This window comes from Streptantibioticus cattleyicolor NRRL 8057 = DSM 46488, from assembly GCF_000240165.1.
GTDB classification, from domain to species: Bacteria; Actinomycetota; Actinomycetes; order Streptomycetales; family Streptomycetaceae; genus Streptantibioticus; species Streptantibioticus cattleyicolor.
In genome coordinates, this window is the sequence record NC_017586.1 from 5,779,248 (window position 1) to 5,804,887 (window position 25,640).

Genomic DNA, 25,640 nt, shown 5'->3' on the forward strand with positions numbered 1-25,640 from the left:
CCTGTAATGCGACTCAACGATCTCGACGAACGCATCGTGCACGCCCTCGCCGAGGACGCCCGCCGCTCCTACTCCGACATCGGCGCGGAGGTGGGGCTGTCGGCCCCGGCCGTCAAACGCCGGGTCGACCGGCTGCTGGCCTCCGGCGCCATCACCGGCTTCACCGTCCGGGTGGACCCGGCCGCGCTGGGGTGGGAGACCGAGGGGTTCGTCGAGATCTACTGCCGTCACAACACCTCGCCCGACGACATCCGCCGCGGCCTGGAGCGCTACCCCGAGGTGGCCGCCGCCTCCACCGTCACCGGTGAGGCCGACGCCGTCGTGCAGCTCTACGCCTCCGACATGCGCCACTTCGAGCGGGTGCTGGAACGGATCGCCGGGGAGCCCTTCGTGGAACGCACCAAGTCCGTGCTGGTGCTCTCCCCGCTGCTGCGCCGCTACACCTCCGGCTCGCCCACCTGACGCCACGGGGCGCGCAACGAATCGCCGGAACGGGCCGTGCGGACGCAACGAATCGGGCCGTGATGCGCAATGGCGGCGCCTTGTTGTGGTTGATCGTGAAACGTACCTTCGTGGTGTCCCCCGACCACGGCCGGAAAACGTCTCCGAGGTTCCCATGACGCCGTTGCGCATCGCGCTCCACCAAGGCCCCGCGGGGGTGCCCGGCACCCCCGACGAGAGCCTCGCCGCGCTCGACGACGCCGTCCGCCGGGCCGCCGCCGGCGGGGCGGACCTCCTGGTGACCGGCGAGATGTACCTCACCGGCTACGCGGTCGGCGACGCCCTGCCGCGCCTCGCCGAAGCCGCCGACGGCCCCAGCGCGGCCCGGGTGGCGAAGATCGCCGCCGACCACGGCGTCGCCGTCGTCTACGGCTACCCCGAACGCGACGGCGGCCGGGTGTACAACTCCGCCCAGCTCATCGGCGCCGACGGCAGCGCGCTCGCCAACTACCGCAAGACACACCTGTTCGGCGACTTCGAGATGGCCGGCTTCACCCCCGGTGACACCCCGGTCGTCCAGGCCCGCCTCGGTGACCTCACCGTCGGCCTGCTGATCTGCTACGACGTCGAGTTCCCGGAGAACGTCCGGGCCCACGCGGTGGCCGGCACCGATCTGCTGGCGGTGCCCACCGCGCTGATGCGCCCGTACGAGTTCGTCCCCCACACCCTCGTCCCGGCCCGCGCGTACGAAAGCCAGCTCTTCGTGGCGTACACCAACCGCTGCGGCGCCGAGGGCGAGTTCCACTTCGCCGGACTGAGCTGCCTGGCCGGGCCCGACGGTGTCGTGCGGGCGCGCGCCGGGACCGGTGCAGAGCTGGTGCTCGCCGACGCCGACCCGGCGCTGCTCGCCGCCGCCCGCGCGGAGACCCCGTACCTGCGCGACCGCCGCCCCGGGCTGTACACCGCGCTCACCCGCCCCGTGGCCGGCTGAGCGCCCTTACCTCCCCCGCCCTGTCCCCCAGGAGTAGCTGCCCCATGACCTCCACCGTGCCCACCGCCGTCCACGACGAGCAGCAGGCCGCGGCGGCCAAGCCGATCACCATGTTCGGCCCGGACTTCCCGTACGCCTACGACGACTACCTGGCGCACCCGGCCGGGCTCGGTGCCGTCCCGGCGACCGCGCACGGCACCGAGGTGGCGGTGGTCGGCGGCGGGCTCTCCGGCATCGTGGCCGCCTACGAGCTGATGAAGATGGGGCTCAAGCCGGTGGTCTACGAGGCCGACCGGATCGGCGGCCGGCTGCGCACGGTGGGCTTCGACGGCTGCGACCCGGAGCTGACCGCGGAGATGGGCGCCATGCGCTTCCCGCCGTCCTCCACCGCCTTCCAGCACTACGTGGACCTGGTCGGCCTCGAAACCCGGCCGTTCCCCAACCCGCTGGCCCCCGACACCCCCTCCACCGTCGTCGACCTCAAGGGCGAGTCGCACTACGCCCGGACCATCGACGACCTGCCGCAGGTCTACCGCGACGTGGCCGAGGCGTGGAACGCCTGCCTGGAGGAGGGCGCCGACTTCTCCGACATGAACCAGGCCATCCGCGAGCGCGACGTGCCGCGGATCCGCGAGATCTGGTCGAAGCTGGTGGAGAAGCTCGACAACCAGACCTTCTACGGCTTCCTGTGCGAGTCCGAGGCGTTCACGTCCTTCCGGCACCGGGAGATCTTCGGCCAGGTCGGCTTCGGCACCGGCGGCTGGGACACCGACTTCCCCAACTCCATCCTGGAGATCCTGCGGGTGGTCTACACCGAGGCCGACGACCACCACCGCGGCATCGTCGGCGGCAGCCAGCAGCTCCCGCTGCGGCTGTGGGAGCGCGAGCCGGACAAGCTCGTCCACTGGCCGCAGGGCACCTCGCTGAGTTCGCTGCACGGCGGCGAACCGCGCCCGGCCGTCACCCGGCTGCACCGCACCGCAGGCAACCGCATCACCGTCACCGACGCCACCGGCGACATCCGCTCCTACCAGGCGGTGGTCTTCACCGCGCAGAGCTGGATGCTGCTGTCGAAGATCGAGTGCGACGACGAGCTGTTCCCGATCGACCACTGGACGGCGATCGAGCGCACCCACTACATGGAGTCCTCCAAGCTCTTCGTCCCGGTCGACCGGCCGTTCTGGCTGGACAAGGACGAGGAGACCGGGCGGGACGTGATGTCGATGACGCTCACCGACCGGATGACCCGCGGCACCTACCTGCTGGACAACGGCCCCGACAAGCCGGCCGTGATCTGCCTGTCGTACACCTGGTGCGACGACAGCCTCAAGTGGCTGCCGCTGAGCGCGGCCGAGCGCATGGAGGTCATGCTCAAGTCGCTCGGCGAGATCTATCCGAAGGTGGACATCCGCAAGCACGTCATCGGCAACCCGGTGACCGTCTCGTGGGAGAACGAGCCCTACTTCATGGGCGCCTTCAAGGCCAACCTGCCCGGTCACTACCGCTACCAGCGGCGGCTGTTCACCCACTTCATGCAGGACCGGCTCCCCGCCGACAAGCGCGGCATCTTCCTGGCCGGCGACGACATCTCGTGGACCGCGGGCTGGGCCGAGGGCGCCGTGCAGACCGCGCTCAACGCGGTGTGGGGCGTCATGCACCACTTCGGCGGCGCCACCGACCCGGCCAACCCCGGCCCGGGCGACCGCTACGACGAGATCGCCCCTGTCGAGCTGCCCGAGGACTGACACAACATCACCTGATGTTGTGTCAGCTCAGGTCAGCGGAACCAGCAGGCACCGGTTGACCAGCCCGGTGCCCGCGTCCAGCCGCTGCGCGAACTCCTCGCAGACCGCGGGGAGTTCGCGCAGCCGCCACAGGATGCCGGCGGCCGACCAGGCAGCCTCCCGGGCCCGCTCCAGACTCCAGCAACCCAGCAGATGGGTCAGCGGATCGGCCAGCTCCAGCAGGTCGGGGCCGGGCATCAGCTCCTCGCGCACCCGTTCCTCCAGCGCCGCCAGCACCTCGCCGACCCGCTCGAAGTCGCGTTCCACCGCACCCGGTTCCACCCCCAGCTCCGTGCAGGTGTCCACCACGGCCAGCGCCAGGTCGTGGCCGATGTGCGCGTTGATCCCGGCCAGCGCGAACTGCACCGGCCGCACCCCGCGCCGCCGCCGCAGCTCGAACAGCGGACGCCAGCAGGCCGGCGGCCGGCGCCCCGCCCCGTCCGCCGCCACCGCCAGCAGATAACGCCGCGCGAAACACACCCCCAGCCGCTCCGTCCGCTCCGGGTCGGGGAAGAACCCGCCGTCGAGGCGGCGTGCCAGCTCCTCGGTGACCGACAGGTACACCCGGTTGAAGACGGCCACCCCGTCCCGCGGCGGCAGCCCCGCTGCCACCGTCCGCAAGGACGCCACCACGTCGGCCACCCGCCCCGCCGCGGGGGCGACCCGCTCACTCGTCGTCATGGCGCCAGCGTCGCAGGGCACCGCCGCCGGCCCCGGACGCCCCGGCGCGGCGTTCCCCGTAACGAGCGATCCCTGGGCCGCGGCGGTGACCACCGGCCGGCGTGGGAGCCTTGGGCGGGCCCCGGCGGACGCCGCCGCCGACGCCCTTCTCGTTCGATTTGTCCGATGGTGCCTGTTCGACTATTAATCACTGGGGCCCTGGGAGGCACGGGGCGCCGCGAGCGTGGAGCGTGATCAATGACCAGCTTCGGATGGAAGCTGCACGGTGATGGCAAGCATCTGGAGCCGGGAGAGGTCGTCAAGCCGGGGGAGCGCCTGACCTGGGGGCGCACCATCGGCCTCGGCGCCCAGCACGTGGTCTCGATGATCGGTGCCTGCTTCGTCGCCCCGGTCCTGATGGGGCTCGACCCCAGCCTGGCCCTGATGGCCTCGGGCGTGGCGACCGTGCTCTTCCTGCTGATCACCCGCGGCCGGATCCCCAGCTACCTGGGGTCCTCGCTCTCCTTCGTCGGCGTCTCGGCGGTCATCGCCGGCCAGGGCGGCGACGCCGGCACGCTCACCGGCGCCATGCTCGTGGTCGGGGCCTGCCTGGCCGGCTGCGGCATCGCCATCCAGATCCTCGGCGCCCGGGTCATCCACGCCGTGCTGCCGCCGGCCGTCACCGGGGCCGTGGTGATGCTCATCGGCTTCAACTTGGCACCGGTCACCGCCTCCGCCTACTGGCCGCAGGACCAGTGGACCGCGCTGCTGACCATGCTCTTCACCGGGCTGGCGCTGGTGGTGCTGCGCGGCTTCTGGTCGCGCATCGCGATCTTCCTGGGGCTGGTCTTCGGCTATCTGCTCTCCTGGGTCCTCGACCGCGCCACCGGCAAGATCCACTCCGCCAACGGCGCCGGCCAGGTGACCGACCACTGGCGCATCGACTTCTCCGGCGTCGCCAAGGCCCACTGGATCGGCCTGCCGCACTTCCACGCCCCCAGCTTCTCCGCCTCCGCGATCCTGGTCGCCCTCCCGGTGCTGGTGGCCCTGGTCGCCGAGAACGCCGGACACGTCAAGGCGGTCGGCGAGATGACCGGCGACCCGCTGGACGACAAGATGGGCCTGGCCATCCTCGCCGACGGCACCGCCACCATGCTCTCCACCGCGGCCGGCGGCCCGGCGACCACCACCTACGCCGAGAACATCGGCGTGATGGCGGCGACCCGGGTCTACTCCACCGCCGCCTACACCGCGGCGGCCGTCTTCGCCCTGCTGTTCGGGCTGTGCCCCAAGTTCGGCGCCGTGGTCGCCGCCATTCCCGGCGGCGTGCTGGGCGGCATCACGGTGATCCTCTACGGCATGATCGGCCTGCTCGGCGCCCAGATCTGGATCCGCAACAAGGTCGACTTCACCGTTCCGCTCAACCTCGTCCCCGCCGCGGCCGGCGTCATCATCGCCATCGGCGGCGTCTCACTCAAGATCACCAGTCACTTCGAGCTGGGCGGCATCGCCCTGGGCACGCTCATCGTGCTCACCGGGTATCACGCGCTGCGCTGGCTCTCCCGCCCGGCGGCCCAGCGCCGGATGCCGCTGCTGGACGGCGGCACCAGCGAGTACGACGAGTCCTCCGCCGGCCCGGAGTGATCCGGGTCCGCCAGACGCGGCGCGTACCGGGTGACGAACTCGCGGAAGCGGCGGCCGGCCAGCGACGGCGCGCGATCGGCGTGCCAGGCCAGCCCCACCGGCCGGTACGCGTCGTGCTCGGCGAGCGGGACCAGCCGCACCCCGGCCGGCGGCGGCGCGCCGTCACCGGCCGGCACCACCGAGATGCCGACCCCGGCGGCCACCAGGCTGACGATGGTGGCCACCTCCCCGCTCTCGGCGGTCACCGCCGGGGTGACGCCGGCCCGGTGGAAGATCTGGCAGGTGATCTGGCGCAGCCCCAGGGCGCGCCCCATGATGATCAGCCGCTCGTCGGCCAGTTCGGCCAGACGGACCTCGGCGCGGCCGGCCAGCGGATGGCCGGCCGGCACCGCCAGCCGCAGCGGCTCGTCGCACAGTGGCAGCCAGCCGATGCGCCGGTCGGACGGGCGCGGACTGGTCACGGCGGCGTCCACGGCGCCCTCCAGCAGCAGCCCCGGCAGGTTCTCCGCGGCCTGGGGATGCAGGGTGAACCCGGCGTCGGGCACCTCGCGCTGGTAGCCGCCGACGAGCCGGGGGACCAGCCAACTGCCCAGTGAGTGCGCGAACCCCAGGGCGAGCGTGTCGCGGGGCGGCTCCAGCAGCGCGGCGATCCGGCCCTGCGCGGCGTCGAGTTCGTCCAGCGCGCGCTGCGCGTGGCGGCGGAAGACCCGGCCGTAGTCGTTGAGCCGCAGCCGCTGCCGTTCCCGGTCGAACAGCGCGGTGCCGACGCCTCGTTCGAGCCGGCGCAGCGCGCGGGAGAGCGTCGACTGGTCGATGTGCAGCCGTGCCGCGGTCTCGGTGACGTGCCCGGTCTCCGCCAGGGCCAGGAACCAGCGCAGTTCGTCGATGGTCACCCGTCCATTGTGCCCCACCGCTTCCCCCGCCTGACGGCCGCCACCTGCGGGTTATGCGTGCGGTGCATGAAGTCCGCGGGGTTCCGTCATTTCCCTTCCGCGATGCTTGCGACGAGGCTGTTCGGCATGAGCCAGCAACACACCACCGATGAAGACAAGTACGCGCTCGCCAAGGCGTTCCACCACTGCCTGGTGACCCGCGACTGGACGGCCCTGCGGGACCTGTTCACCGAGGACGCCACCTGGACCCTCCCCGGCGACAACCGCATCTCCGGGCCGGCCGAGGGCGCCGACGCCGTGGTGGAGCGCGCCAAGCTGATCGCTGGCTTCGGCGTCGACTTCGAGTTCCAGCGGGTCCTGGTCAGCCGCGACAACATGGCGCTGTCGCTGCACAACACCGCCGAACGCGACGGCGTCGTGCTGGACGAGTACCTGGCCACCGTCTGCTTCCTGCGGGACGGCAAGATCGCGGCCATCGAGACGTACCTGTCCGACGTGCCGGGGATGAACGCCTTCTTCGGCTGAGACCCGGACCGGCCGGCGGCGCCACCCCGAAGGCGCCGCCGGCGTACCGGCTGTGACCCACCCCACACGGGCCGGTACCCAACGCCATGACCCGGCGTGGCAGACTGGACGCGTACCAGTGACGTTCAGCGCACTCCGGGGTCGGTGAAACTCCGAACCGGCGGTTACAGTCCGCGACCCGTCCGCTGCCAGCGGCCGGTTGACCAGGTGGAATTCCTGGACCGACGGTTAAAGTCCGGATGGGAGGCAGTGCGCGGCGGCCACGTACCGGTACGCCGCCGTCGGCGGTCGGCATGTCGCGTTCCCCGCGACGTGACGGCCGTTCGCGTGTTTGAGGCGTCCCCGGTGCCCGTGTCCGTCACCGTTCCTTCCCGCCCCGGAGTCCGTGCCGAAGAAGGCAGGAGGACCCGGTGGCCACCCCCGTCGAAACCGACGCCATGCGGCGCGCCGTCGCGCTGGCCGCGCGCGGACTCGGCCACACCAGCCCCAACCCGGTCGTCGGGTGCGTCGTGCTCGACGCCGACGGGCGGGTGGCCGGCGAGGGCTGGCACCGGCGGGCCGGCGGCCCGCACGCCGAGGTCCACGCGCTGCGCGAGGCCGGCGACCGGGCCCGGGGCGGCACCGCCGTCGTCACCCTCGAACCGTGCGACCACACCGGCCGCACCGGACCGTGCTCCCAGGCCCTGATCGACGCCGGGATCCGCCGCGTGGTGCACGCCGTCGCCGACCCGGACCCGACCGCCTCCGGCGGCGCCGGACGGCTGCGCGCCGCCGGGATCGACGTCGAGGCCGGACTGCTGGCCGCCGAGGCCGCCCGCGGCAACGAGGCGTGGCTGGCCTCGGTACGCCACCGCCGCCCCTTCGTCACCTGGAAGTACGCCGCCACCCTGGACGGCCGGAGCGCCGCCGCCGACGGCACCAGCCGCTGGATCACCTCCGACGCCGCCCGCGCCGAGGTGCACCGGCTGCGAGCCGAGGCCGACGCGGTGCTCGTCGGCTCCGGCACCCTGCGCGCCGACGACCCGCACCTGGCCGTCCGCGGAGTGCCCGGCGAGGTCACCCAGCCGCTGCGGGTCGTGGTGGACACCGAGGCCACCGTGGAGCCCGGCGCCCGGGTCCTCGACGACGCCGCGCCCACCCTGATCGCGGTGGCCGAGGACGCCGACGCCGGCCACCTGGGGGCCAGGGCGCTGCGGCTGCCGCGCGCCGCCACCGGCCCCGGCCTGGACATCCCCGCCCTGCTCACCGCCCTCCACCAGCGCGACGTCCGCTCCGTGCTGCTGGAAGGCGGCCCCACGCTCGCCGGTGCCTTCCTCGCCGCGGACGCGGTCGACAAGGTCGTCGGCTACCTGGCCCCCACCCTGCTCGGCGCCGGCCCGGCCGCGCTCGCCGACGCGGGCGTCCGCACCATCGCGCAGGCCCTCCGCCTGGACCTGGCCGAAGCCGTCCGGGTCGGCCCCGACCTGCGCGTCACCGCCTACCCACGCCGTCCCGGTGGGCCCAGCCCCGCCGCCACCGCCGAGGAGAACTGACGTGTTCACCGGAATCGTCGAAGAACTGGGTGAGGTCACCGCGGTCGAGGACCTCGGCGACGCCGCCCGCTTCACCCTGCGCGGCCCCCTGGTCACCGAAGGCGCCCGGCACGGCGACTCGATCGCGGTCAACGGCGTCTGCCTGACCGTCGTCGACACCCCGGGCCCGGACACCTTCACCGCCGACGTGATGGCCGAGACGCTGAAGCGCTCCAGCCTCGGCGCGCTCACCCCCGGCTCACCGGTCAACCTCGAACGCCCCACCCAGGTCGGCGGACGCCTCGGCGGCCACCTGGTGCAGGGTCACGTGGACGGCACCGGCACCATCCTCGACCGCGCCCCGGCCGAACACTGGGAGGTCGTCACCGTCTCCCTCCCCGCCGAACTCGCCCGCTACGTGGTCGAGAAGGGCTCGATCACCGTGGACGGCATCAGCCTGACCGTGGTCGAGGCCGCCGCCGACCACTTCACGGTGAGCCTGATCCCCACCACCCTGGCGCTGACCACGCTCGGCCGCAAGCAGCCGGGCGACCCGGTCAACCTCGAGGTGGACGTGGTCGCCAAATACGTCGAGCGGATGCTCGGCGAGCGCCGGACCGGGACGGAGGCCGGCCGGTGAGCGCCTTCGGCTGGCTGTCCGAGCCGGCGTTCAGCGTCCTCGGCCAGCACGTCATCTGGTCCGACATGATCGGCAACCTGCTCGGCCTGGCCGCGCTCGCGCTCGGCTGGCGCCGCTCGATGTGGACCTGGCCGGCCCAGTTCCTCTCCGGGCTGATCCTGGTCGCCGCCTACCTCACCGCCCACCTCAGCGGCGGGACCGGCAAGCAGGTCGTCGTCATCGTGGTGGCGCTGTGGGGCTGGGTGCGCTGGCAGCGCGGTCGCCGCGACACCGGCGAGGTGGCGGTGCGCTTCGCCACCTGGCGCGAGCGCCTGTGGCTGGCCGCCGGCACCGCGGCCGGCACCCTCGCGGTCGGCGGGCTCTTCGCCGCCGTGCCCGCGCTGTCCTGGAACCCCTGGCCGGACGCGTACATCTTCGTCGGCACGCTGGCCGCCATGGTGGCCCAGGCGCGCGGCTGGGTGGAGTTCTGGTTCGCCTGGCTGGCGGTGGACCTGGTGGGCGTCCCGCTCGCCTTCACCAGCGGACTGGCCTTCTCCGGGCTGGTCTACGGCATCTACTTCGTCCTGGTGCTGCTGGGCCTGCGCGGCTGGTGGCTGCGCACCCGCACCCCCGCCGCCCGGACGACGGCCCTGGAAGGAGCCGCGGCATGACCGCAATCGACAGCCGGTACGACACGCGGACCGACGCCTCCGCGCTCGACCCCGTGGAACGCGCGATCGCCGACATCGCGGCCGGCCGCCCGGTGATCGTGGTGGACGACGAGGACCGCGAGAACGAGGGCGACCTGGTCTTCGCCGCCGAACTGGCCACCCCCGAACTCGTCGCCTTCATGATGACCGAGTGCCGCGGCCTGATCTGCGCCCCCATGGAGGCCCCCGAACTCGACCGGCTCGACCTGCCGCAGATGGTCGAACGCAACACCGAGTCCATGGGCACCGCCTTCACCGTCTCGGTGGACGCCACCGCCGCCCACGCGGTGACCACCGGCATCTCCGCCGCCGACCGGGCCACCACGCTGCGGCTGCTGGCCGACCCGGCCGCCACCGCCGGCGACTTCGTCCGCCCCGGCCACGTCTTCCCGCTGCGCGCCCGGGAGGGCGGGGTGCTCACCCGTACCGGCCACACCGAGGCCGGGGTCGACCTGGCCAGGCTCGCCGGATTGCGCCCGGCCGCGGCGATCTGCGAGATCGCCAACGAGGACGGCACCATGGCCCGCCTCCCCGAACTGCTGCTCTTCGCCCGCAAGCACGGCCTGACCGTCATCTCCATCGCCGACCTGGTCGCCCACCGGCGGCGCGGCGAGCCCACCGTGCGGCGCGCCGCCACCACCTCGCTGCCCACCGTCCACGGCGGCTTCCGCGCCTACGGCTACCGCGGCACCGACGACGGCGTGGAACACATCGCCCTGGTCGCCGGCGACCTCGACGCCTCCGGCCGGCTGCTGGACGGCGAGGACGTCCTGGTGCGGCTGCACTCCGAATGCCTCACCGGTGACGTCTTCGGCTCGCTGCGCTGCGACTGCGGCCCCCAGCTGCGCGCGTCGCTGGCGAAGGTGGCCGCCGCCGGCCGCGGCGTGGTGGTCTACCTGCGCGGCCACGAGGGACGCGGCATCGGCCTGCTGCACAAGCTGCGCGCCTACGAACTCCAGGAACTCGGCCACGACACGCTCGACGCCAACCTGGAACTCGGCCTGCCCGCCGACGCCCGCGACTACGGCGCCGGCGCCCAGATCCTCGCCGACCTCGGGGTGCGTTCGGTCCGCCTGATGACCAACAACCCCGAGAAGGCCGACGCGCTGGCCCGTTACGGCCTGCGGGTCACCGCCCGCGAGCCGGTCCCCGTCCAGGCCGGCGAGCACAACCTGCGCTACCTGCGCACCAAGCGCGACCGGATGGGCCACGACCTGCCCTGGCTCGACGCCGGCCACACCGCCCCGGTCCACCCCGGGTGACCGCGGCCCACCCAGCACCAACCCGGTAACCGAACGAAGGAGCGAAGAGCCAAGTGAGCGGTAAGGGCGCCCCCGAGCTGACCGTGAAGAGCTGCGGCGACCTGCGGGTCGCGGTGATCGCCGCGCAGTGGCACCAGCAGGTGATGGACGGCCTCGTGGACGGCGCGCTGCGCGCCCTGCACGAGCTGGGCATCGCCGAGCCGACGCTGCTGCGCGTCCCCGGCAGCTTCGAACTCCCCGTCGTCGCCAAGGCGTTGGCCACCCGCGGCTACGAGGCCATCGTCGCCCTCGGCGTGGTGATCCGCGGCGGCACCCCGCACTTCGACTACGTCTGCCAGGGCGTCACCGCCGGGCTCACCCAGGTCGCGGTGGAGACCGGGGTTCCGATCGGCTTCGGCGTCCTCACCTGCGACACCGAGGCGCAGGCGCTGGACCGCGCCGGGCTGCCCGGCTCCACCGAGGACAAGGGCCACGAGGCGGTCACCGCGGCGGTGGCCACCGCGGCGACACTGCGCTCGGTCTCCGAGCCCTGGCGCTGAGTGGCCGCCGGCCACCCCGTAGGGTAGGAGCACCATGTCCAAGAAGACGTTCGAGGAGCTCTTCGGCGAGCTCCAGCAGAAGGCCACCGGCGACCCCGCCGCCTCCCGTACCGCGGAACTGGTCGGCCTCGGGGTCCATGCCATCGGCAAGAAGGTGGTCGAGGAGGCCGCGGAGGTGTGGATGGCCGCCGAGTACGAGGGCGCCGACCGCACCGCCGAGGAGATCTCGCAACTCCTTTACCACCTTCAGGTGATGATGGTCGCCCGGGGGATCTCCCTGGACGACGTATACGCTCACCTGTAGTCAGCACCCCCGCGCCCGACGAACACCCCAAGACGAAGGAATCCACCCCCATGCTGCGCATCGCCGTCCCCAACAAGGGTTCACTGTCCGAGCCTGCGTCGGCGATGCTGCATGAGGCCGGCTACCGGCAGCGCAAGGACCGCCGCGAACTGGTCCTGGTGGACGCCGACAACCAGGTGGAGTTCTTCTTCCTGCGCCCGCGCGACATCGCGGTCTACGTCGGCTCCGGCAAGCTGGACATCGGCATCACCGGCCGCGACCTGCTGCTGGACTCCGGCGCCGACGCCGAGGAGATCCTCCAGCTCGGCTTCGCCGCCTCCACCTTCCGGTACGCCACCCGCCCCGGCACCGCCACCGACGTCAAGGAGTTCGGCGGCATGACGATCGCCACCTCCTTCGCCGGGCTGGTCGCCAAGCACCTCGACGACCACGGGGTGGACGCCTCCGTGGTCCACCTCGACGGCGCCGTGGAGACCGCCATCCAGCTCGGCGTCGCCGAGATCATCGCGGACGTGGTGGAGACCGGCACCACGCTGCGCAACGCCGGGCTGGAGATCATCGGCGAGCCGATCCTGGAGTCCGAGGCGGTCGTGATCCGGCGCACCGGGGCCCCCGCCGACGACCCCAAGGTCCAGCAGTTCCTCCGCCGGATGCAGGGCGTCCTGGTGGCCCGGCGGTACGTGATGATGGACTACGACATCCGGGCCGAGAAGGTCGAGCAGGCGGTCGCGCTCACCCCGGGCCTGGAGTCGCCCACCATCTCCCCGCTGCACCACGAGGGGTGGGTCGCGGTCCGTTCCATGGTCCCGGCCCGGGATGCCCAGCGGATCATGGACGACCTGTACGACCTGGGTGCCCGGGCGATCCTCACCACCGGCATCCACGCCTGCCGGCTGTGACCGGCCGGCCGCGACCGACCGGAGCGCCCGCCGTGCCCGCCCCCGACGACCTGCCCGACCTGCCGGTGACCTTCCGCCCGGCGCGCACCCGCGCCGTGCTGCTGACCATCGGCACCGTGATGCTCGCCGTCTTCGTCACCATCGCCGTGGCGATGCCGGCCCCGTGGTCGCTCACCGACCGCAGCACCATGATCACCACCGGGCTGCTGATCTTCGCCCTGCTGGCGATGCTCGCCCGCCCCAAGGTGGTCGCCGCCCGCGACGGGGTGACCGTGGTCAACGTGGTCACCCGGCGCCGGCTGGCCTGGCCGCAGGTGCTCGGGGTCAACCTGCGCCCCGGCGACCCGTGGGTCTACCTCGACCTCGCCGACGGCACCACGCTGGCCGCCATGGGCATCCAGCCCGGCATGGCCCGCCGCCAGGCGGTCCGCGACGCCGGCCGGCTGCGCGCGCTCACCGAGGCGTACGGCACCGGCACCCCGGCCGGCCGCTGACCACGCGGCCGACCGGTGCGGCGGCCACACCTCCCCCGCCGCCCCGACCTTTGACTACTCTTGACTTCCTGACGGCGCACCGAAGCGCCCGCCCCGCCCTGCACGGCCGCGGCCCCCGCCACGGCCCGGCGGGGGATTGACGGACCTACCCGAGGAGTGACACTTTCCCGGCGATGGACGAATCGTCCTGTAGTACCTGCGCCGCCCCTGCCCTGAGCGCCTCGCGCGTGGTGGTGGCGGCATGACGCCCCTGATCCTGCTCGGCGCGGCCTTCCTGCTGATCCTGGCCAACGGATTCTTCGTCGCCGCCGAGTTCGGCCTGGTGACCGTGGAACGCCCGGAGGCCGAGCGGGCCGCGGCCGGCGGCGACCGGCGCGCCCGCAGCGTGGTGGCCGCGTTGCGCGGCCTGTCCTTCCAGCTCTCCGGCACCCAGCTGGGCATCACCATCACCTCGCTGGTCGTCGGTATGCTCGCCGAGCCCGCGCTGGCCGATCTGCTGGCCGGGCCGCTCACCGCGATCGGCGTACCGGGCGGTGCCGCCCCCGGGATCGCCGTCGTCCTCGGCATGATCCTCGCCTCGGCCGTGCAGATGGTCATCGGCGAGCTGGTCCCGAAGAACTGGGCGGTCTCCCGGCCGTTGCAGGTCGCCCGCATGGTGGCCGGCCCGCAGCGGGTCTTCTCCCGGCTCTTCCGGCCGGTGATCACGCTGCTCAACGCCGCCGCCAACCGGCTGGTACGGGCGCTGGGCGTGGAGCCCGCCGACGAGCTGGCCTCCGCCCGCACCCCCACCGAACTGGTCTCCCTCGCCCGCCACTCGGCGCTGGCCGGGGCGATCGAGCCGGACACCGCCGACCTGTTTGTCCGCACCCTCAACCTCGGCGAGCTGACCGCCCAGTCGGTGATGACCGCCCGGGTGAGGGTGGCCGCCCTGGAGGACACCGCGACCGCCGCCGACGTGCTCAACCTGACCCGCGCCACCGGGCTGTCCCGCTTCCCCGTCTACCGGGAACGGCTGGACGAGGTGGTCGGCATGGTCCACCTCAAGGACGCCCTCGCCGTGGCCGGCCACGAACGGGCCCGCACCCCGGTCGGCCGGATCGCGGTGGCCCCGCTGCTCGTCCCGGAGACGCTGCCGGTACGGCCGCTGCTGGAGCGGCTGCGCAACGAACAGCCGATCGCCGTCGTCGTCGACGAGTACGGCGGCACGGCCGGCGTGGTCACCCTGGAGGACATCGTCGAGGAACTCGTCGGCGAGGTGCGCGACGAGCACGACGCCGAGGCCGACGCCCACCCCGAGCTGGCCCCCGCGCCCGACCAGGACGGCTGCCCGGCCTGGGACGCCGACGGCAGCTGCCGGGTGGACACCCTGATCAGGGTCGGCCTCGACGTCCCCGACGGCCCCTACGAGACGGTCGCCGGCCTCGTCGCCGACCTGCTGGAACGCATCCCGGTCACCGGTGACGTGGCCCGCCTGCCCGGCTGGGAGCTGCGGGTCACCCGCACCGGCCACCACCGGGCCGAACGGGTCCGGCTGGTGCGCGACGCGGACGGGCGGGAGGAACGGTGACGATCTTCCTGCAACTGCTCTTCGCGGCCGTGCTGGTGCTGGCCAACGGCTACTTCGTGGGCGCCGAGTTCGCCATGGTCTCGGTCCGCCGCAGCCAGATCGAACCGCTCGCCGGCGTCCACCGGCGCGCCCGAACCGTCCTGCACGGCCTGGAACACCTGCCGCGGATGATGGCCGCCGCCCAGTTCGGCGTGACCATCTGCTCGCTGACCCTGGGTGCCGTCGCCGAGCCCACGGTGACCCGGCTGCTGGAGCCGATCTTCACCGCGGTACGGGTGCCGGACCAGCTGGTGCACCCGGCCGGGTACGTGATCGCCCTCGCCGTGGTGGTCTTCTTCCACCTGGTGATCGGCGAGATGGTGCCCAAGAACCTGGCGATGGCGGCGCCGGAGAAGGCCGCGCTGTGGCTCGGCCCCGGGCTGGTCGCTTTCGCCCGGGCGTTCCGGCCGGTGATCGCGGTGCTCGGGGCGTGCGCCCGGCTGGTGCTGCGGGCCTTCCGGGTGGAGCCCAAGGACGAGATGGAGACCGTCTTCACCAGCGAACAGCTCACCTACCTGGTGGAGGACTCCCGGCAGGCCGGACTCCTCGGCCCGGACGAGCAGGCCCGGCTGGCCGACGCGCTCGAACTGGGCAGCCGCCCGGTCACCGACGTCCTGCTCACCCCGGACCAACTGGTCACCGTGGGCCCGTCGGTGACCCCGCGCGAGGTGGAGGCGCTGACGGTGCGCACCGGTTACTCGCGCTTCCCGGTGGGCGGCCCGGACGGCACCTTCCTGGGCTTCGTCCACGTCAAGGACGTGCTGGAGCTGGAGGGGCCGGAGCACGGCGACGAACCGGTGCCGGCCCGGCTGCGGCGGCCGATGGTCACCCTGCGGGCCGACCTGCCGCTGGACGACGCGCTCACCGCGATGCGCCGGGCCGCCACCCACCTGGCGGCCGTCGCCGACCCGGCGGGCCGGGTGCTCGGCCTGGTGGCGCTGGAGGACGTGCTGGAGATGCTCGTCGGCGAGGTGCACGACCCGGCCCACCGGGACGCCCGCGTCGCCGACCCGCGCAAGGCCCCGCAGCCGCGGGCGTACGCGGGCTGACCCGGTACCGGACCCGGGGCGGCGGTCACTGCTGCTGCCCCGGGCCCCGGCCGGAGAGCACCTCGCCGTACGCCTGCATCAGGTCGGGCAGCCGCAGCGTGGCCAGGTCGTCCCGGGACGGGGTGCCGGGGTAGCCGGTCAGCCGCAGATCGCGGTAGGCGCAGCTCTTCTCGTACAGGGTGCGCAGGAAGCGGCCGTTGCCCAGCTCGTCGATCCACCCCTGGGCGACCACGTGGCCGCTGATGCTGTGCAGCTCCTCCAGCGCCTCCTCGTCCCAGTGGTCGCCGCCCTCGGCGGCCAGCACCTCGCCGATACGGGTGAGTTCGTCGGGACGGTAGCTGGGGAAGTCCACCCGGGTGGTGAACCGGGAGCCGAGGCCGGGGTTGGCGGCCAGCAGCCGGTCCATGCCCTCGGGGTAGCCGGCCAGGATCACCACCAGCCGGTCGCGGTTGTCCTCGGCGCGCTTGAGCAGCACCTGCAACGCCTCGTCGCCGTAGGCGTCGCCCTTGCCGTAGCCGGAGTTGGACAGGCTGTACGCCTCGTCCACGAAGAGTACCCCGCCGAGCGCGGAGTCGATCAGCTCGTTGGCCTTCACCGCGGTCTGGCCGAGGAACTCGCCCACCAGATCGGCGCGTTGGGCCTCCACCAGGTGGTCGCCGCCGAGCAGCCCGAGGGCGAAGAAGACCCGGCCCAGGATCCGGGCCACCGTGGTCTTGCCGGTGCCGGAGGGGCCGGAGAAGACGAAGTGGCGCTTGGGCGGCTGCACCGGCAGCCCCTGACCGGCCCGCAGCCGGGCCATCCGCAGCTGCGCGGAGAGCGCCCGCACCTGCCGTTTGACCGGCTCCAGGCCCACCATCCGCTCCAGCTCGCCCAGCGCCTGGGCCAGCAGCGCCGGATCCGGCGTCCCCAGCGGCACCTGCGGCGGCACCGGGGTCACCGGCAGCACCGCCTTCTGCCGCACCGGCGGGCTCTGCGGCACCGCCCCGGCCCCGGCCTCCGCGGCGGGGCCGGCCACCGGGTCGCCGGGGCGCGGCGGATCGGGCTCGGCGGCCGGCAGCCCGGGGTCCTCGGCCGGGCCCTGCCAGGTGGAACGGCTCAGCCCCGGCAGCGAGACCGCGGCCAGGTCCGCCGACTCGTCCAGACCGTCCTCGGACTCGGTGATCGCCGCGAGCCGGGCGGCGGTGTCCATGAACCCCGGGTCCACCCGGTGCACCGCGCGGTACAGGGGTAACGCGGCGGCCGAGCGGCCGGTGCCCTCGTAGGCGCGGGCCAGCCAGTAGCGCAGCTCCTTGCGCTGCGGCACCTCGCTGCGGCACCGCATCAGCGCGGTGGCCAGCAGCGGCTCGGCCTGCCCGCACATCTCCAGCCGGACCCGGGCCATGCCGCCGAAGAGCCCGGCCTCGATGCCCAGCAGCGGGTCGTCCAGCAGCGGTTCGGTGTGGCGGACCAACTGCTCCCAGTCCTTGACCAGGTAGGCGCGGCAGGCGTGCAGGAAGCGCACCTGGGGGTCGGTGTCCACCGGCGGGCACTCGGCGAGCGCCCGGTCCAGGTCGGCGACGTGCCGGCCGTCGAGCCAGTGCGAGGCGTGCGCCAGCAGCAGATCACGTCCGGTCTCCAGCACCGGTTGCACCCACCAGCCCAGCCAGTACCAGGAGTTGAGCGAACGGTGGTGGCGCCGCCGCTGCTCGCCGAAGCGCTCCCGGTGGCGGTACATGCGCAGCAGCGCGGTGGCGGTGTCGGCGCGCAGCGCGTGCAGCCCGAGCCAGGCGTCGGCCATCCCCGGGTCGAGCCGCGCCGCGGTGCGGAACTCCTCCTCGGCCTGGGCGTAGGCGCCCACCGTGTAGGCGTCGACCCCCCGCAGCCAGGCCCGGTCGGCCGGGGCGCCGAAGCCTCCCCCGACCCGCGGGGGCACCCCCTCGGTTCCGAAGTCCATCAGGTCCCCCACTGCCGTGCCCCCGTGGCCTGCCCGTCCCCTCCGACCCGTACCCGGCGGCGAACCGCCGTATCCGCGGCGGGAGTTGGCGCCGTGGCGTACCGGGCGATCCGCCCGCCGCCTCTTTCCGCATCGTACCTGCGGTGTTGCGGCGGGGGAGAGGGGTGCGCACCGGCCGGGCGGGCGGAAAGAGACGAACCGGCCGGTCCGGCGAGGGGGCCCGCGGCCGTGACGCAGGGTGAGAGGATCCGGCGGCGAAACGGACGCACCGCCCGGCACCGGACAGGACGAAGCCCCCGGTCACGGGGGAACAACCGGGGGCTTCGTGTCGGTGTGCGGCCGTTGTCCGACCGCGCATTGAGAACGTAAGTCCTGTACGCCCCCCAGGTCAAGCCGCCCTGGGCCACTGGCCGGGAGTCGTTCGTCCGGTGGGCCGGATCGGCGGCGGAAGGTTACCCTCAGTGATACGAACGGCTGTTCAGGGTTGTCGCCCGGGCCCCGGCAGCACCTGATATCCGTCCGGTACCTGGCGTACCAGGAGATCCGCGTGGGGACGGGTCGGATCGGCCGCGAAGTGCGCGTTCTCCGCGCGCATCCAGCCGCGCCAGAAAACGGCCAGCTCCGGTCCGTCCCGCCGGCGCCCCCGCCGCCACGATTCGTCCCGTGACGTATCCATCCATACGATTCGCGCCAGATGGTCGCGGAGCGCGGACCGGCCCGCCCCGACGCCCTCGACGAGCACCACCGGCGCGCACGGCACCACGGCGCGCCCGGCGAACCGGCGGGCCGTCCAGTCGTACACCGGGTACCCCGCGTCCCGTCCCCGCGCGAGCGGCTCCAGCACCCACTCCCGCAGCCGGGCGGTCCAGCCGAACAGCTCCTCGTGCGTGGCGAGGTCGTCCAGGTGGACCACGGGCGCACCGCCCAGCGCCACCGCGAGCCGGGCCGCGAAGGTGCTCTTGCCGGAACCGGCGTGCCCGTCCACCGCCACCAGGCGCACCGGACCGCAGGACGCGGGGAGCGCGCGCACCGCGGCGGCCAGCGCCGGCAGCGGGTCCGGGCGGGGTGCCGCGGGCGTGCCGCCGGGCGTTGGTGAGGGCTCCATCGCGGTCAGCCTACGGTCCTCGCGTGCCCCCCTCGGCAGGCGGCCCCCGGGGCGTCTACCGTGATCGTCGTGACTGACTCCCAGGGCGCCCGTGCCATCGCCAACCTCTACCCGGCCGACCGCATCGAGACCGCCCGGCAGGCCGCTGCCGCCGCCGGCCTCGACGCGCTGCTCGTCTCACCCGGTGCCGACCTGCGGTACCTCACCGGCTACCACGCGCTGCCGCTGGAGCGGCTGACCGCCCTGGTGGTCCCGGTCGAGGCGGACCCGGTGCTGATCGTCCCCGCGCTGGAGAAGCCGGCCGCCGCCGCCTCCCCGGTGGGCGGCCTCGGCATCGAGATCTTGGGCTGGGCCGAGACCGACGACCCGTACGCGCTGGTGGCCGAGCGGCTGCCGGCCGGGGTGAAGCGGATCGCCATCGACGACCACATGTGGGCCGAGAAGGTGCTCGCGCTGCGGGCGGCGCTGCCGCAGGCCGAGCAGAGCCTCGCCGGCGAGGTGCTGCGTCCGCTGCGGGCCCGCAAGAGCCCCGCCGAGGTGGAGGCGCTGCGCCGGGCCGGCGCCGCCATCGACCGGGTGCACCGCCGGATGGGGGAGTGGCTGCGCCCCGGCCGGACCGAGCGCGAGGTGGCCCGGGACATCGCCGACGCCATCGTCGAGGCCGGCCACGCCACCTGCGACTTCGTGATCGTCGGCGCCGGCCCCAACAGCGCCAGCCCGCACCACGAGGTCTCCGACCGGCCGATCCGCCCCGGCGAGCCGGTGGTGGTCGACATCGGCGGCACCACCCACGACGGCTACTGCTCGGACTCCACCCGCACCTACGCCGCCGGTGAGCCGCACGACGACTTCCGCGAGCTGTACGCCGTCCTCCAGCGGGCCCAGCAGGCGCAGACCGAGGCGGTCCGCCCCGGCATCACCGCTCAGGAACTCGACGCGGTGGGCCGCGACATCATCGAGGACGCCGGGTACGGCGACCACTTCATCCACCGCACCGGCCACGGCATCGGGCTGGAGACCCACGAGGAGCCGTACATCGTGGCCGGCAGCGAGGTGCCGCTGGAGCCCGGGATGGCGTTCTCCATCGAGCCCGGCATCTACCTGCCCGGCCGGTTCGGCGCCCGGATCGAGGACATCGCGGTGTGCACCGAGGACGGCGGCGAACGCCTCAACCTCACCGGCCGCGATCTGGTCGTGCTGCCCGGCTGACCCCGGCCGGCCGACCGTGCCGAAGCGCTGGCGGGCGGGCCCACGAGCCGCGATAGTGGGCTCACCCGCCAGCAGGGCAGGGGCTTCCCAGCAGAACAGGGGCTTCGCCATGACACGTTCCGCCCCCCGGCGCGCGGTTCTGGCCGCCGCGCTCGCCACCGCCGCGACCGCCGCCGTCCCCGGCACCGCCCGCGCCGCCCGGCCGGCCCGCTCCGCCACCCCACCCGACGCCGGGGCCGCCTTCGTGGATCACCACTCCTGGGCCTCGTACCCCGACTGGCGCCGGGGTACCGCCGACGGCACCCGGGCGGTGGCCGGCCGGCGCCCCGGCATCGTCATCGGCCGGCCGGCCGGCACCACCGAGTACCACGACCCGCACACCGGCACCACGGCCGCCTGGGAGTACGCCACCTGGACCGGCCCGGTGCGCACGCTGCCGCACGGCGCCACCGAACTGGTCGCCTCCTGGAACGCCCACACCCCCGAAGGCACCTGGATCCAGGCCGAGTTGGCGGGCACCTACCAGGACGGCACGGCCACCCCGTGGTACGTCATGGGCCGCTGGGCCGCCGGGGACACCGACATCAAACGCACCTCGGTGGACGGCCAGGGCGACGGGCGCAGCGCCATCTCCACCGACACCTTCGCGGTCGACGACCCGGCGAGCGGCGTCCGGCTGGCCGCCTACCGGCTGCGGCTGACCCTCTACCGCAGACCCGGCACGCAACTGACCCCCACCGTCTGGCGGGTCGGCGCGATGGCCTCCGACATCCCCGACCGCTTCACCGTGCCGCCCTCCGTCCCGGGCCACGGCGCCGGGACCGAACTGCGGGTGCCGCGCTACTCGCAGGAGATCCACAAGGGCCAGTACCCGCAGTACGACAACGGCGGCGAGGCGTGGTGCTCGCCGACCTCCTCGCAGATGGTCGTGGAGTACTGGGGGCGCCGCCCCACCCCCGCCCAACTCGCCTGGGTGGACCCGGCCTACGCCGACCCGCAGGTCGACCACGCCGCCCGGTACACCTACGACTACCAGTACCAAGGCTGCGGCAACTGGCCGTTCAACGCCGCCTACGCGGCCACCTACCGCGACATGGAGTCCGTCATCACCCGGCTGCGGTCGCTGACCGACGTCGAGCACCTGGTGCGCCACGGCATCCCGGTCATCACCTCGCAGTCCTTCCTCGCCAAGGAACTCGACGGCGCCGGCTACGGAACCGCCGGCCACCTGATGTGCGTCATCGGGTTCACCAGGACCGGGGACGTCATCGCCAACGACCCGGCGAGCGCCGACGACGCGGCGGTGCGCCGGGTGTACGAGCGGGCGCAGTTCGAGACGGTGTGGCTGCGGACGAAGCGCTACAACGCCTCGGGCAAGGTCGTCGGGGGCACCGGCGGCGTCGCCTACCTGTACTGGCCCACCGGCCTCGGCGGCGCCGCCCGGCGCGCGCTGCAGGAGGTGGGCGTGGTCTGACGGCCTCCGGCCGCCGCCTTCCGCAACGGTCCGGGACGGCGGCCGGAGGCCGGCGGCGGGGCGGTACGATCCTGGTCAGCTGGGTGTCAGGAACATGCCCGGTGAAGCAGAGACCACCGCAAGGAGCAACGTTGTCCCGCGTGAAGACCGTCCTGGCCGCCACCGTCCTGGCCGCGACCGGACTGCTGGCCTCCGGCTGCGCGACCCACCACCACGTGGTGCACCACACCGTGGTCCACCACACCGTCGTGCACCACACGGTCACCCACCACGTCGTCACCCACCACGTGGTGCACCACCACTGACCGCCGAGGCCCGGTCCCGGGCGGGGAGATCCCGCCCGGGACCGGGCCGTTCGCTACTTGCGGCCCAGGCCGAGCCCGGCCAGTGCCGTCGTCCAGTCGCCCGCGATGGCCCGCTGGGCGGCCTCCAGGGTGACCTGCTTCTTGCAGACCGCGGTGTGCAGCGAGGTCTCCACGGCGTCCTTGTCGTTGTTGGGCCCGGAGTTGGGCCGGTGGCCGGGGGAGGGCGGCTCCACCCACAGGTTGCGCGGGTCGTTGGGGTCGCCGCCGAGCTGAAGGCTGACCAGGTGGTCGTACTCGGCGTCGCGCATGTTGCCGGTGTAGCCGTAGGACTTGGCGTTGGCCGCCTTCTCCCGGTTGGTGATGTTCGTCGGCGGCCGGATGTCGGAGGTGTAGCCGCCTTTGCGGCAGATGGTGGAGTCCAGCGTGGCCTGGGTGACCTTGGGGTTGAGCGCGCCCGGGGTGCACGTCGGGTCGGGCAGCGGTTCCTTGTCCGGGCTGTAGCGGTAGTGGCAGGAGCCGGCCGGGGGCTGCCGCTGCACCCGGTAGGCCGGCTGTGGTCCGGGGCCCAATGGCAGCGGGCCGCCGGAACGGCCGCCGCCGGAGGCCGAGTTGCCGGAGGAGCCGCCGCGTCCGGACGACGGCGCGCCGTCGTGCGTGGCGGAGTGCTTGGGCGCGCACGAGGTGAGCAGCAGCCCGGACAGCAGGGCGGCGGCGACGGCGCTGCGGACGGTGCGGGACACGGCGGACTCCTCAGGGCCGGGGCGGACGATAAGTGTGATCATCTTGCCCGGCCGGGGCGCCGGAGAACCAATCGGTACCCCGTGCGCCCCCTGATGTCCTCGCCTGCGCGGTCGTGCGCCGGAGCCGCCCCCGGCGCGACTCGCGTGGCGGAACGTTTCAGCTCAAGCCCAGCTTGGCCAGTGCCGTGGTCCAGTCGGTCGCGATGGCGCTGCGTGCGGCGGCCAGGGTGACCTTGTGGGCGCAGACCGCGGTCTTCAGCCTGTTCTCCACGGTGTCCTTGTTGCCGGCGGTCTCGTTGCCGTAGCGCGGCTCGGGCCACAGGTTGCGCGGGTCCCTCGGGGCGCCGCCGAGCTCCAGCGGGACGAGGTGGTCCTCCTCGTAGTCGGCGGTGGAGGTGTCCGCGTACCCGTACTGCGCGATCTGTTGCACCTTCAGCGGGTTGGTGTACGAGGTCGGCGGGCGCACGGTGGAGGTCCACCCCGACACGCATATGGTCGAGCCTATGGTGCTCTGGGTCACGTCGGGGTTGTACGCCCCCGGCTGGCAGGACGCGTCGGGCAGCGGCAGGTACGCCTGCGAACAGCTCACGGCGGCGTTCGCCGGCCCGGCCCCGGCCACCAGCGCGCCGGCGAACAGGGCGGCGCAGGAACCGGTGGCGAGCAGATGACGGATCGTTCGGGACATGTGGGGGTCTCCCGGAGGTCGGTCGTCACCCCGGCGGAGCGCCAGGGCGTGTCCATGACACCACCGAAGCCGCTACGCGGGTAGACATCCGCCGGTGAATTCCGGGTGACCATGCTGTTTCCGTACCGGCCGCGGCGACCGGGCGGAGCCCGTCAACTCCGGTGCGGCGCGCCGCCGTTACGGGGAACCCCGGGAGAAGGGAACGGCGGCCGGACCCGGGTGTCACCGGGCCGGACGGGGGGAGAGGCCGCCGGGCGCCCGCCCGGCTCCGCTCAGCGGCCGACGCGGCCGTCGGTCAGCTCGCGCAGGACGTCGGCGTGGCCGGCGTGCCGGGCGGTCTCCTCGATCATGTGCACCAGGATCCAGCGCATGGTCGGCGGCGCCGTCTCACGCAGCGAGCGCACCCCCGGCCGCCCCAGGTCGTCACAGGCGGCCACCACCTCGTCGCTGAGGCGCGCGGCGGCCCGGTAGGCGGCGACCACCTCGGCGACCGTCTCGCCCTCCGCCACCGTCACCGTGTCGTCGGCCGGCGCGTCGCCCACCCCGGCGTACGCCCACACGAACCAGTTGTGCTCGACCGCGGCCAGGTGCTTGACCAGCCCCAGCAGACTCGTCCCCGACGGCACCCGGGGCCGCCGGGCCACCGTCTCCGGCAGCCCCAGCGCCTTGGCGATCACCGCTTCACGCAGATAGCCCAGGAAGGTACGCAGCGTGGTGGACTCGTCGGCGTCGACCTCCGGCGGACGCAGATCGCCGCGCGGGGTGCTCCGGGTCACTTCGGTCATCGAGCCATCGTACGGGCGCCGGACCCGGCGCGGCCGGTATTTCCCGGCCGTCCGGACGGCGTGCGGCACCTCGGCGAACGTGATCCCTCGATCTGGTGACGACAGCGCCCCGATCGGGCATACTCCAACCCGCCACAGCCGCTGATCTGCCCGGACCGTGACCCGGCGGGAGGTCGTCGGTGTCATGAGCAGCACCCATCGCGGCGGCGTCGCCCACCCCTCGGCGCCCGCCGCCGACCACCCGACCAGGGAGGAACGCCGCCATGCCGTACGAGGGTCCGCACCCGGTAGAACGCCACTTGCCCACCGAGGAAGCCCGCGACCTGCTCGCCCTCACCCGCGAACTGGCCGAGCGGGAACTGCGGCCCCGGGCCGCCGAGGAGGAGGAAGCCGGGATCTTCCCCCGCGACGTCCTCGCCACCGTCGGCGCCGCGGGCCTGCTGGGGCTGCCGTACCCCGAGGAGTTCGGTGGCGGCGGCCAGCCGTACGAGGTCTACCTCCAGGTGCTGGAGGAGCTGGCCGCGGCGCGGCTCACCGTGGGCCTCGGGGTGAGCGTGCACACCCTGGCCTGCCACGCCCTGGCCGGCTTCGGCAGCAAGGAGCAGCGGGCCGAGCACCTGCCGGCCATGCTCGGCGGCTCCCTGCTGGGCGCCTACTGCCTGTCCGAACCCGCGGCCGGCTCGGACGCCGCCTCGCTGCGCACCCGGGCCGTCCGGGAGGGCGAGGGCTGGCGGCTGGAGGGCACCAAGGCGTGGATCACCCACGGTGGCGTGGCCGACTTCTACACCGTGCTCGCCCGCACCGGTGAGGAGGGCCCGCGCGGCATCACCGCGTTCCTGGTGCCCGGCGACGCCCCGGGGCTGACGGCAGCTGCCCCGGAACGCAAGATGGGGCTGAAGGGCTCGCCCACCGCCCAGCTCCACTTCGACGGCGTCGTGGTCGACGACGCCCGGCGCATCGGCGAGGAGGGGCAGGGCTTCTCCATCGCGCTGGCCGCGCTGGACTCCGGGCGGCTGGGCATCGCGGCCTGCGCGATCGGGGTGGCCCAGGCGGCGCTGGCGGAGGCGGAGTCGTTCACCGCGCAGCGGGTGCAGTTCGGCCGGCCGCTCGCCGACTTCCAGGGCCTGCGGTTCATGCTGGCCGACATGGCCACCGCCATCGAGGCCGGCCGGGCGCTCTACCTCGCCGCGGCCCGGCTGCGCGACGCCGGGGAGCCGTTCGCCAAGCAGGCCGCCATGGCCAAGCTCTTCTGCACCGACACCGCGATGCGGGTGACCACCGACGCCGTCCAACTCCTCGGCGGCTACGGCTACACCACCGACTTCCCGGCCGAGCGCTACATGCGCGAGGCCAAGGTGCTCCAGATCGTCGAGGGCACCAACCAGATCCAGCGCATGGTGATCGCCCGCCAGCTGATGGGCCCCGAAACCCGCGGTTGACGAGGCGTCAACTTCCTTGCGGGGGCCGGGGAGT

The 25,640-nt window shown here is 73.6% G+C and carries 26 protein-coding genes and 1 riboswitch; of the genes, 19 read left to right on the top strand and 7 right to left on the bottom strand.

What is annotated here, in order from left to right:
• The first annotated feature begins 6 nt into the window (after window positions 1-6).
• The 3 genes from SCATT_RS25420 (at window position 7) to SCATT_RS25430 (ending at window position 3,177) form a co-directional block, all read left to right on the top strand.
• Window positions 7-462 carry an Lrp/AsnC family transcriptional regulator gene (locus SCATT_RS25420; protein WP_014146064.1) on the top strand — a complete coding sequence of 152 codons (456 nt, stop codon included), beginning with the start codon at window positions 7-9 and terminating at the stop codon, window positions 460-462.
• 154 nt (window positions 463-616) lie between these two features.
• A complete protein-coding gene (locus SCATT_RS25425) occupies window positions 617-1,432 on the top strand; it encodes a carbon-nitrogen hydrolase family protein (protein ID WP_014146065.1) in 816 nt (271 codons plus the stop codon).
• Window positions 1,433-1,476: 44 nt separating this feature from the next.
• A complete protein-coding gene (locus SCATT_RS25430) occupies window positions 1,477-3,177 on the top strand; it encodes a flavin monoamine oxidase family protein (RefSeq protein ID WP_014146066.1) in 1,701 nt (566 codons plus the stop codon).
• A 27-nt stretch (window positions 3,178-3,204) separates the two neighbouring features.
• On the opposite strand, the gene SCATT_RS25435 is transcribed toward SCATT_RS25430, so the two are convergent.
• Window positions 3,205-3,897: a DUF5995 family protein gene (locus tag SCATT_RS25435; protein WP_014146067.1), complete on the bottom strand. Its 693-nt coding sequence runs from the start codon at window positions 3,895-3,897 to the stop codon at window positions 3,205-3,207.
• A gap of 237 nt (window positions 3,898-4,134) precedes the next feature.
• On the opposite strand from SCATT_RS25435, the gene SCATT_RS25440 reads away from it, so the two are divergent.
• Entirely contained in the window at window positions 4,135-5,520 is a 1,386-nt protein-coding gene (locus SCATT_RS25440; protein WP_014146069.1) for a uracil-xanthine permease family protein, read from the top strand.
• On the opposite strand, the gene SCATT_RS25445 is transcribed toward SCATT_RS25440, so the two are convergent.
• Entirely contained in the window at window positions 5,418-6,413 is a 996-nt protein-coding gene (locus SCATT_RS25445) for a LysR family transcriptional regulator (RefSeq protein ID WP_014146070.1), read from the bottom strand. The genes SCATT_RS25440 and SCATT_RS25445 overlap by 103 nt on opposite strands.
• A gap of 126 nt (window positions 6,414-6,539) precedes the next feature.
• Between SCATT_RS25445 and SCATT_RS25450 the strand changes: the two genes are divergently transcribed.
• The 11 genes from SCATT_RS25450 (at window position 6,540) to SCATT_RS25500 (ending at window position 15,931) form a co-directional block, all read left to right on the top strand.
• Complete coding sequence (locus SCATT_RS25450) at window positions 6,540-6,938, top strand: nuclear transport factor 2 family protein (protein WP_014146071.1); 399 nt, start codon at window positions 6,540-6,542, stop codon at window positions 6,936-6,938.
• 126 nt (window positions 6,939-7,064) lie between these two features.
• Window positions 7,065-7,195: riboswitch (FMN riboswitch) on the top strand.
• Window positions 7,196-7,348: 153 nt separating this feature from the next.
• Window positions 7,349-8,470 carry a bifunctional diaminohydroxyphosphoribosylaminopyrimidine deaminase/5-amino-6-(5-phosphoribosylamino)uracil reductase RibD gene (gene ribD, locus SCATT_RS25455; RefSeq protein ID WP_014146072.1) on the top strand — a complete coding sequence of 374 codons (1,122 nt, stop codon included), beginning with the start codon at window positions 7,349-7,351 and terminating at the stop codon, window positions 8,468-8,470.
• 1 nt (window position 8,471) lies between these two features.
• On the top strand, window positions 8,472-9,089 hold the full coding sequence (locus SCATT_RS25460; protein ID WP_014146073.1) for a riboflavin synthase: 618 nt from the start codon (window positions 8,472-8,474) through the stop codon (window positions 9,087-9,089).
• Complete coding sequence (locus SCATT_RS25465) at window positions 9,086-9,739, top strand: nicotinamide mononucleotide transporter family protein (protein ID WP_014146074.1); 654 nt, start codon at window positions 9,086-9,088, stop codon at window positions 9,737-9,739. Before SCATT_RS25460 ends, SCATT_RS25465 begins: the two co-directional genes overlap by 4 nt.
• A complete protein-coding gene (locus SCATT_RS25470) occupies window positions 9,736-11,040 on the top strand; it encodes a bifunctional 3,4-dihydroxy-2-butanone-4-phosphate synthase/GTP cyclohydrolase II (protein ID WP_014146075.1) in 1,305 nt (434 codons plus the stop codon). Before SCATT_RS25465 ends, SCATT_RS25470 begins: the two co-directional genes overlap by 4 nt.
• A gap of 53 nt (window positions 11,041-11,093) precedes the next feature.
• Window positions 11,094-11,579 carry a 6,7-dimethyl-8-ribityllumazine synthase gene (gene ribH / locus SCATT_RS25475; protein WP_014146076.1) on the top strand — a complete coding sequence of 162 codons (486 nt, stop codon included), beginning with the start codon at window positions 11,094-11,096 and terminating at the stop codon, window positions 11,577-11,579.
• Window positions 11,580-11,613: 34 nt separating this feature from the next.
• Window positions 11,614-11,883, top strand: coding sequence for a phosphoribosyl-ATP diphosphatase (locus SCATT_RS25480; RefSeq protein ID WP_014146077.1), 270 nt, complete (start codon window positions 11,614-11,616; stop codon window positions 11,881-11,883).
• Window positions 11,884-11,933: 50 nt separating this feature from the next.
• Window positions 11,934-12,782: an ATP phosphoribosyltransferase gene (gene hisG, locus SCATT_RS25485; RefSeq protein WP_014146078.1), complete on the top strand. Its 849-nt coding sequence runs from the start codon at window positions 11,934-11,936 to the stop codon at window positions 12,780-12,782.
• Between the two features lie 32 nt (window positions 12,783-12,814).
• On the top strand, window positions 12,815-13,276 hold the full coding sequence (locus SCATT_RS25490) for a PH domain-containing protein (RefSeq protein ID WP_014146079.1): 462 nt from the start codon (window positions 12,815-12,817) through the stop codon (window positions 13,274-13,276).
• Between the two features lie 241 nt (window positions 13,277-13,517).
• Window positions 13,518-14,843, top strand: a complete 1,326-nt coding sequence (locus tag SCATT_RS25495; protein ID WP_014146080.1) for a hemolysin family protein — start codon at window positions 13,518-13,520, stop codon at window positions 14,841-14,843.
• Complete coding sequence (locus SCATT_RS25500) at window positions 14,840-15,931, top strand: hemolysin family protein (protein WP_014146081.1); 1,092 nt, start codon at window positions 14,840-14,842, stop codon at window positions 15,929-15,931. The genes SCATT_RS25495 and SCATT_RS25500 overlap by 4 nt, the downstream gene beginning before the upstream one ends.
• Before the next feature lie 25 nt (window positions 15,932-15,956).
• Here the strand turns inward: SCATT_RS25500 and SCATT_RS25505 are convergent, their stop codons facing one another.
• Together SCATT_RS25505 and SCATT_RS25510 are read right to left on the bottom strand one after the other, a co-directional pair.
• Entirely contained in the window at window positions 15,957-17,864 is a 1,908-nt protein-coding gene (locus SCATT_RS25505) for an AAA family ATPase (RefSeq protein ID WP_173405660.1), read from the bottom strand.
• 478 nt (window positions 17,865-18,342) lie between these two features.
• A complete protein-coding gene (locus tag SCATT_RS25510; RefSeq protein WP_014146083.1) occupies window positions 18,343-18,969 on the bottom strand; it encodes a uridine kinase family protein in 627 nt (208 codons plus the stop codon).
• A 60-nt stretch (window positions 18,970-19,029) separates the two neighbouring features.
• Between SCATT_RS25510 and SCATT_RS25515 the strand changes: the two genes are divergently transcribed.
• From SCATT_RS25515 to SCATT_RS38695, 3 genes are all read left to right on the top strand, one after another.
• The gene (locus SCATT_RS25515) at window positions 19,030-20,178 is read left to right on the top strand and encodes a M24 family metallopeptidase (protein ID WP_014146084.1); all 1,149 of its coding nucleotides are present in this window, start codon (window positions 19,030-19,032) and stop codon (window positions 20,176-20,178) included.
• A 109-nt stretch (window positions 20,179-20,287) separates the two neighbouring features.
• Window positions 20,288-21,652, top strand: a complete 1,365-nt coding sequence (locus SCATT_RS25520; RefSeq protein WP_014146085.1) for a peptidase C39 family protein — start codon at window positions 20,288-20,290, stop codon at window positions 21,650-21,652.
• 131 nt (window positions 21,653-21,783) lie between these two features.
• Window positions 21,784-21,957 (top strand): hypothetical protein, encoded by a 174-nt coding sequence (locus SCATT_RS38695; RefSeq protein WP_014146086.1) that lies wholly within the window; start codon window positions 21,784-21,786, stop codon window positions 21,955-21,957.
• A 53-nt stretch (window positions 21,958-22,010) separates the two neighbouring features.
• On the opposite strand, the gene SCATT_RS25530 is transcribed toward SCATT_RS38695, so the two are convergent.
• The 3 genes from SCATT_RS25530 to SCATT_RS25540 form a co-directional block, all read right to left on the bottom strand.
• Entirely contained in the window at window positions 22,011-22,697 is a 687-nt protein-coding gene (locus SCATT_RS25530) for a hypothetical protein (RefSeq protein ID WP_014146087.1), read from the bottom strand.
• 157 nt (window positions 22,698-22,854) lie between these two features.
• Window positions 22,855-23,382, bottom strand: a complete 528-nt coding sequence (locus SCATT_RS25535; RefSeq protein ID WP_014146088.1) for a hypothetical protein — start codon at window positions 23,380-23,382, stop codon at window positions 22,855-22,857.
• Between the two features lie 272 nt (window positions 23,383-23,654).
• Window positions 23,655-24,167 (bottom strand): DinB family protein, encoded by a 513-nt coding sequence (locus tag SCATT_RS25540; protein ID WP_014146089.1) that lies wholly within the window; start codon window positions 24,165-24,167, stop codon window positions 23,655-23,657.
• A gap of 263 nt (window positions 24,168-24,430) precedes the next feature.
• On the opposite strand from SCATT_RS25540, the gene SCATT_RS25545 reads away from it, so the two are divergent.
• Entirely contained in the window at window positions 24,431-25,606 is a 1,176-nt protein-coding gene (locus tag SCATT_RS25545; protein WP_014146090.1) for an acyl-CoA dehydrogenase family protein, read from the top strand.
• Window positions 25,607-25,640: the final 34 nt, after the last annotated feature.

What these genes read in the sequence shown, in the direction of transcription:
- SCATT_RS25420 (WP_014146064.1), top strand. Translation starts at nt 7, where the DNA reads ATGCGACTCAACGATCTCGACGAACGCATCGTGCACGCCCTCGCCGAG.
- SCATT_RS25425 (WP_014146065.1), top strand. Translation starts at nt 617, where the DNA reads ATGACGCCGTTGCGCATCGCGCTCCACCAAGGCCCCGCGGGGGTGCCC.
- SCATT_RS25430 (WP_014146066.1), top strand. Translation starts at nt 1,477, where the DNA reads ATGACCTCCACCGTGCCCACCGCCGTCCACGACGAGCAGCAGGCCGCG.
- SCATT_RS25435 (WP_014146067.1), bottom strand. Translation starts at nt 3,897, where the DNA reads ATGACGACGAGTGAGCGGGTCGCCCCCGCGGCGGGGCGGGTGGCCGAC.
- SCATT_RS25440 (WP_014146069.1), top strand. Translation starts at nt 4,135, where the DNA reads ATGACCAGCTTCGGATGGAAGCTGCACGGTGATGGCAAGCATCTGGAG.
- SCATT_RS25450 (WP_014146071.1), top strand. Translation starts at nt 6,540, where the DNA reads ATGAGCCAGCAACACACCACCGATGAAGACAAGTACGCGCTCGCCAAG.
- SCATT_RS25470 (WP_014146075.1), top strand. Translation starts at nt 9,736, where the DNA reads ATGACCGCAATCGACAGCCGGTACGACACGCGGACCGACGCCTCCGCG.
- SCATT_RS25480 (WP_014146077.1), top strand. Translation starts at nt 11,614, where the DNA reads ATGTCCAAGAAGACGTTCGAGGAGCTCTTCGGCGAGCTCCAGCAGAAG.
- hisG (WP_014146078.1), top strand. Translation starts at nt 11,934, where the DNA reads ATGCTGCGCATCGCCGTCCCCAACAAGGGTTCACTGTCCGAGCCTGCG.
- SCATT_RS25495 (WP_014146080.1), top strand. Translation starts at nt 13,518, where the DNA reads ATGACGCCCCTGATCCTGCTCGGCGCGGCCTTCCTGCTGATCCTGGCC.
- SCATT_RS25505 (WP_173405660.1), bottom strand. Translation starts at nt 17,864, where the DNA reads ATGGACTTCGGAACCGAGGGGGTGCCCCCGCGGGTCGGGGGAGGCTTC.
- SCATT_RS25510 (WP_014146083.1), bottom strand. Translation starts at nt 18,969, where the DNA reads ATGGAGCCCTCACCAACGCCCGGCGGCACGCCCGCGGCACCCCGCCCG.
- SCATT_RS25520 (WP_014146085.1), top strand. Translation starts at nt 20,288, where the DNA reads ATGACACGTTCCGCCCCCCGGCGCGCGGTTCTGGCCGCCGCGCTCGCC.
- SCATT_RS25535 (WP_014146088.1), bottom strand. Translation starts at nt 23,382, where the DNA reads ATGTCCCGAACGATCCGTCATCTGCTCGCCACCGGTTCCTGCGCCGCC.
- SCATT_RS25540 (WP_014146089.1), bottom strand. Translation starts at nt 24,167, where the DNA reads ATGACCGAAGTGACCCGGAGCACCCCGCGCGGCGATCTGCGTCCGCCG.
- SCATT_RS25545 (WP_014146090.1), top strand. Translation starts at nt 24,431, where the DNA reads ATGCCGTACGAGGGTCCGCACCCGGTAGAACGCCACTTGCCCACCGAG.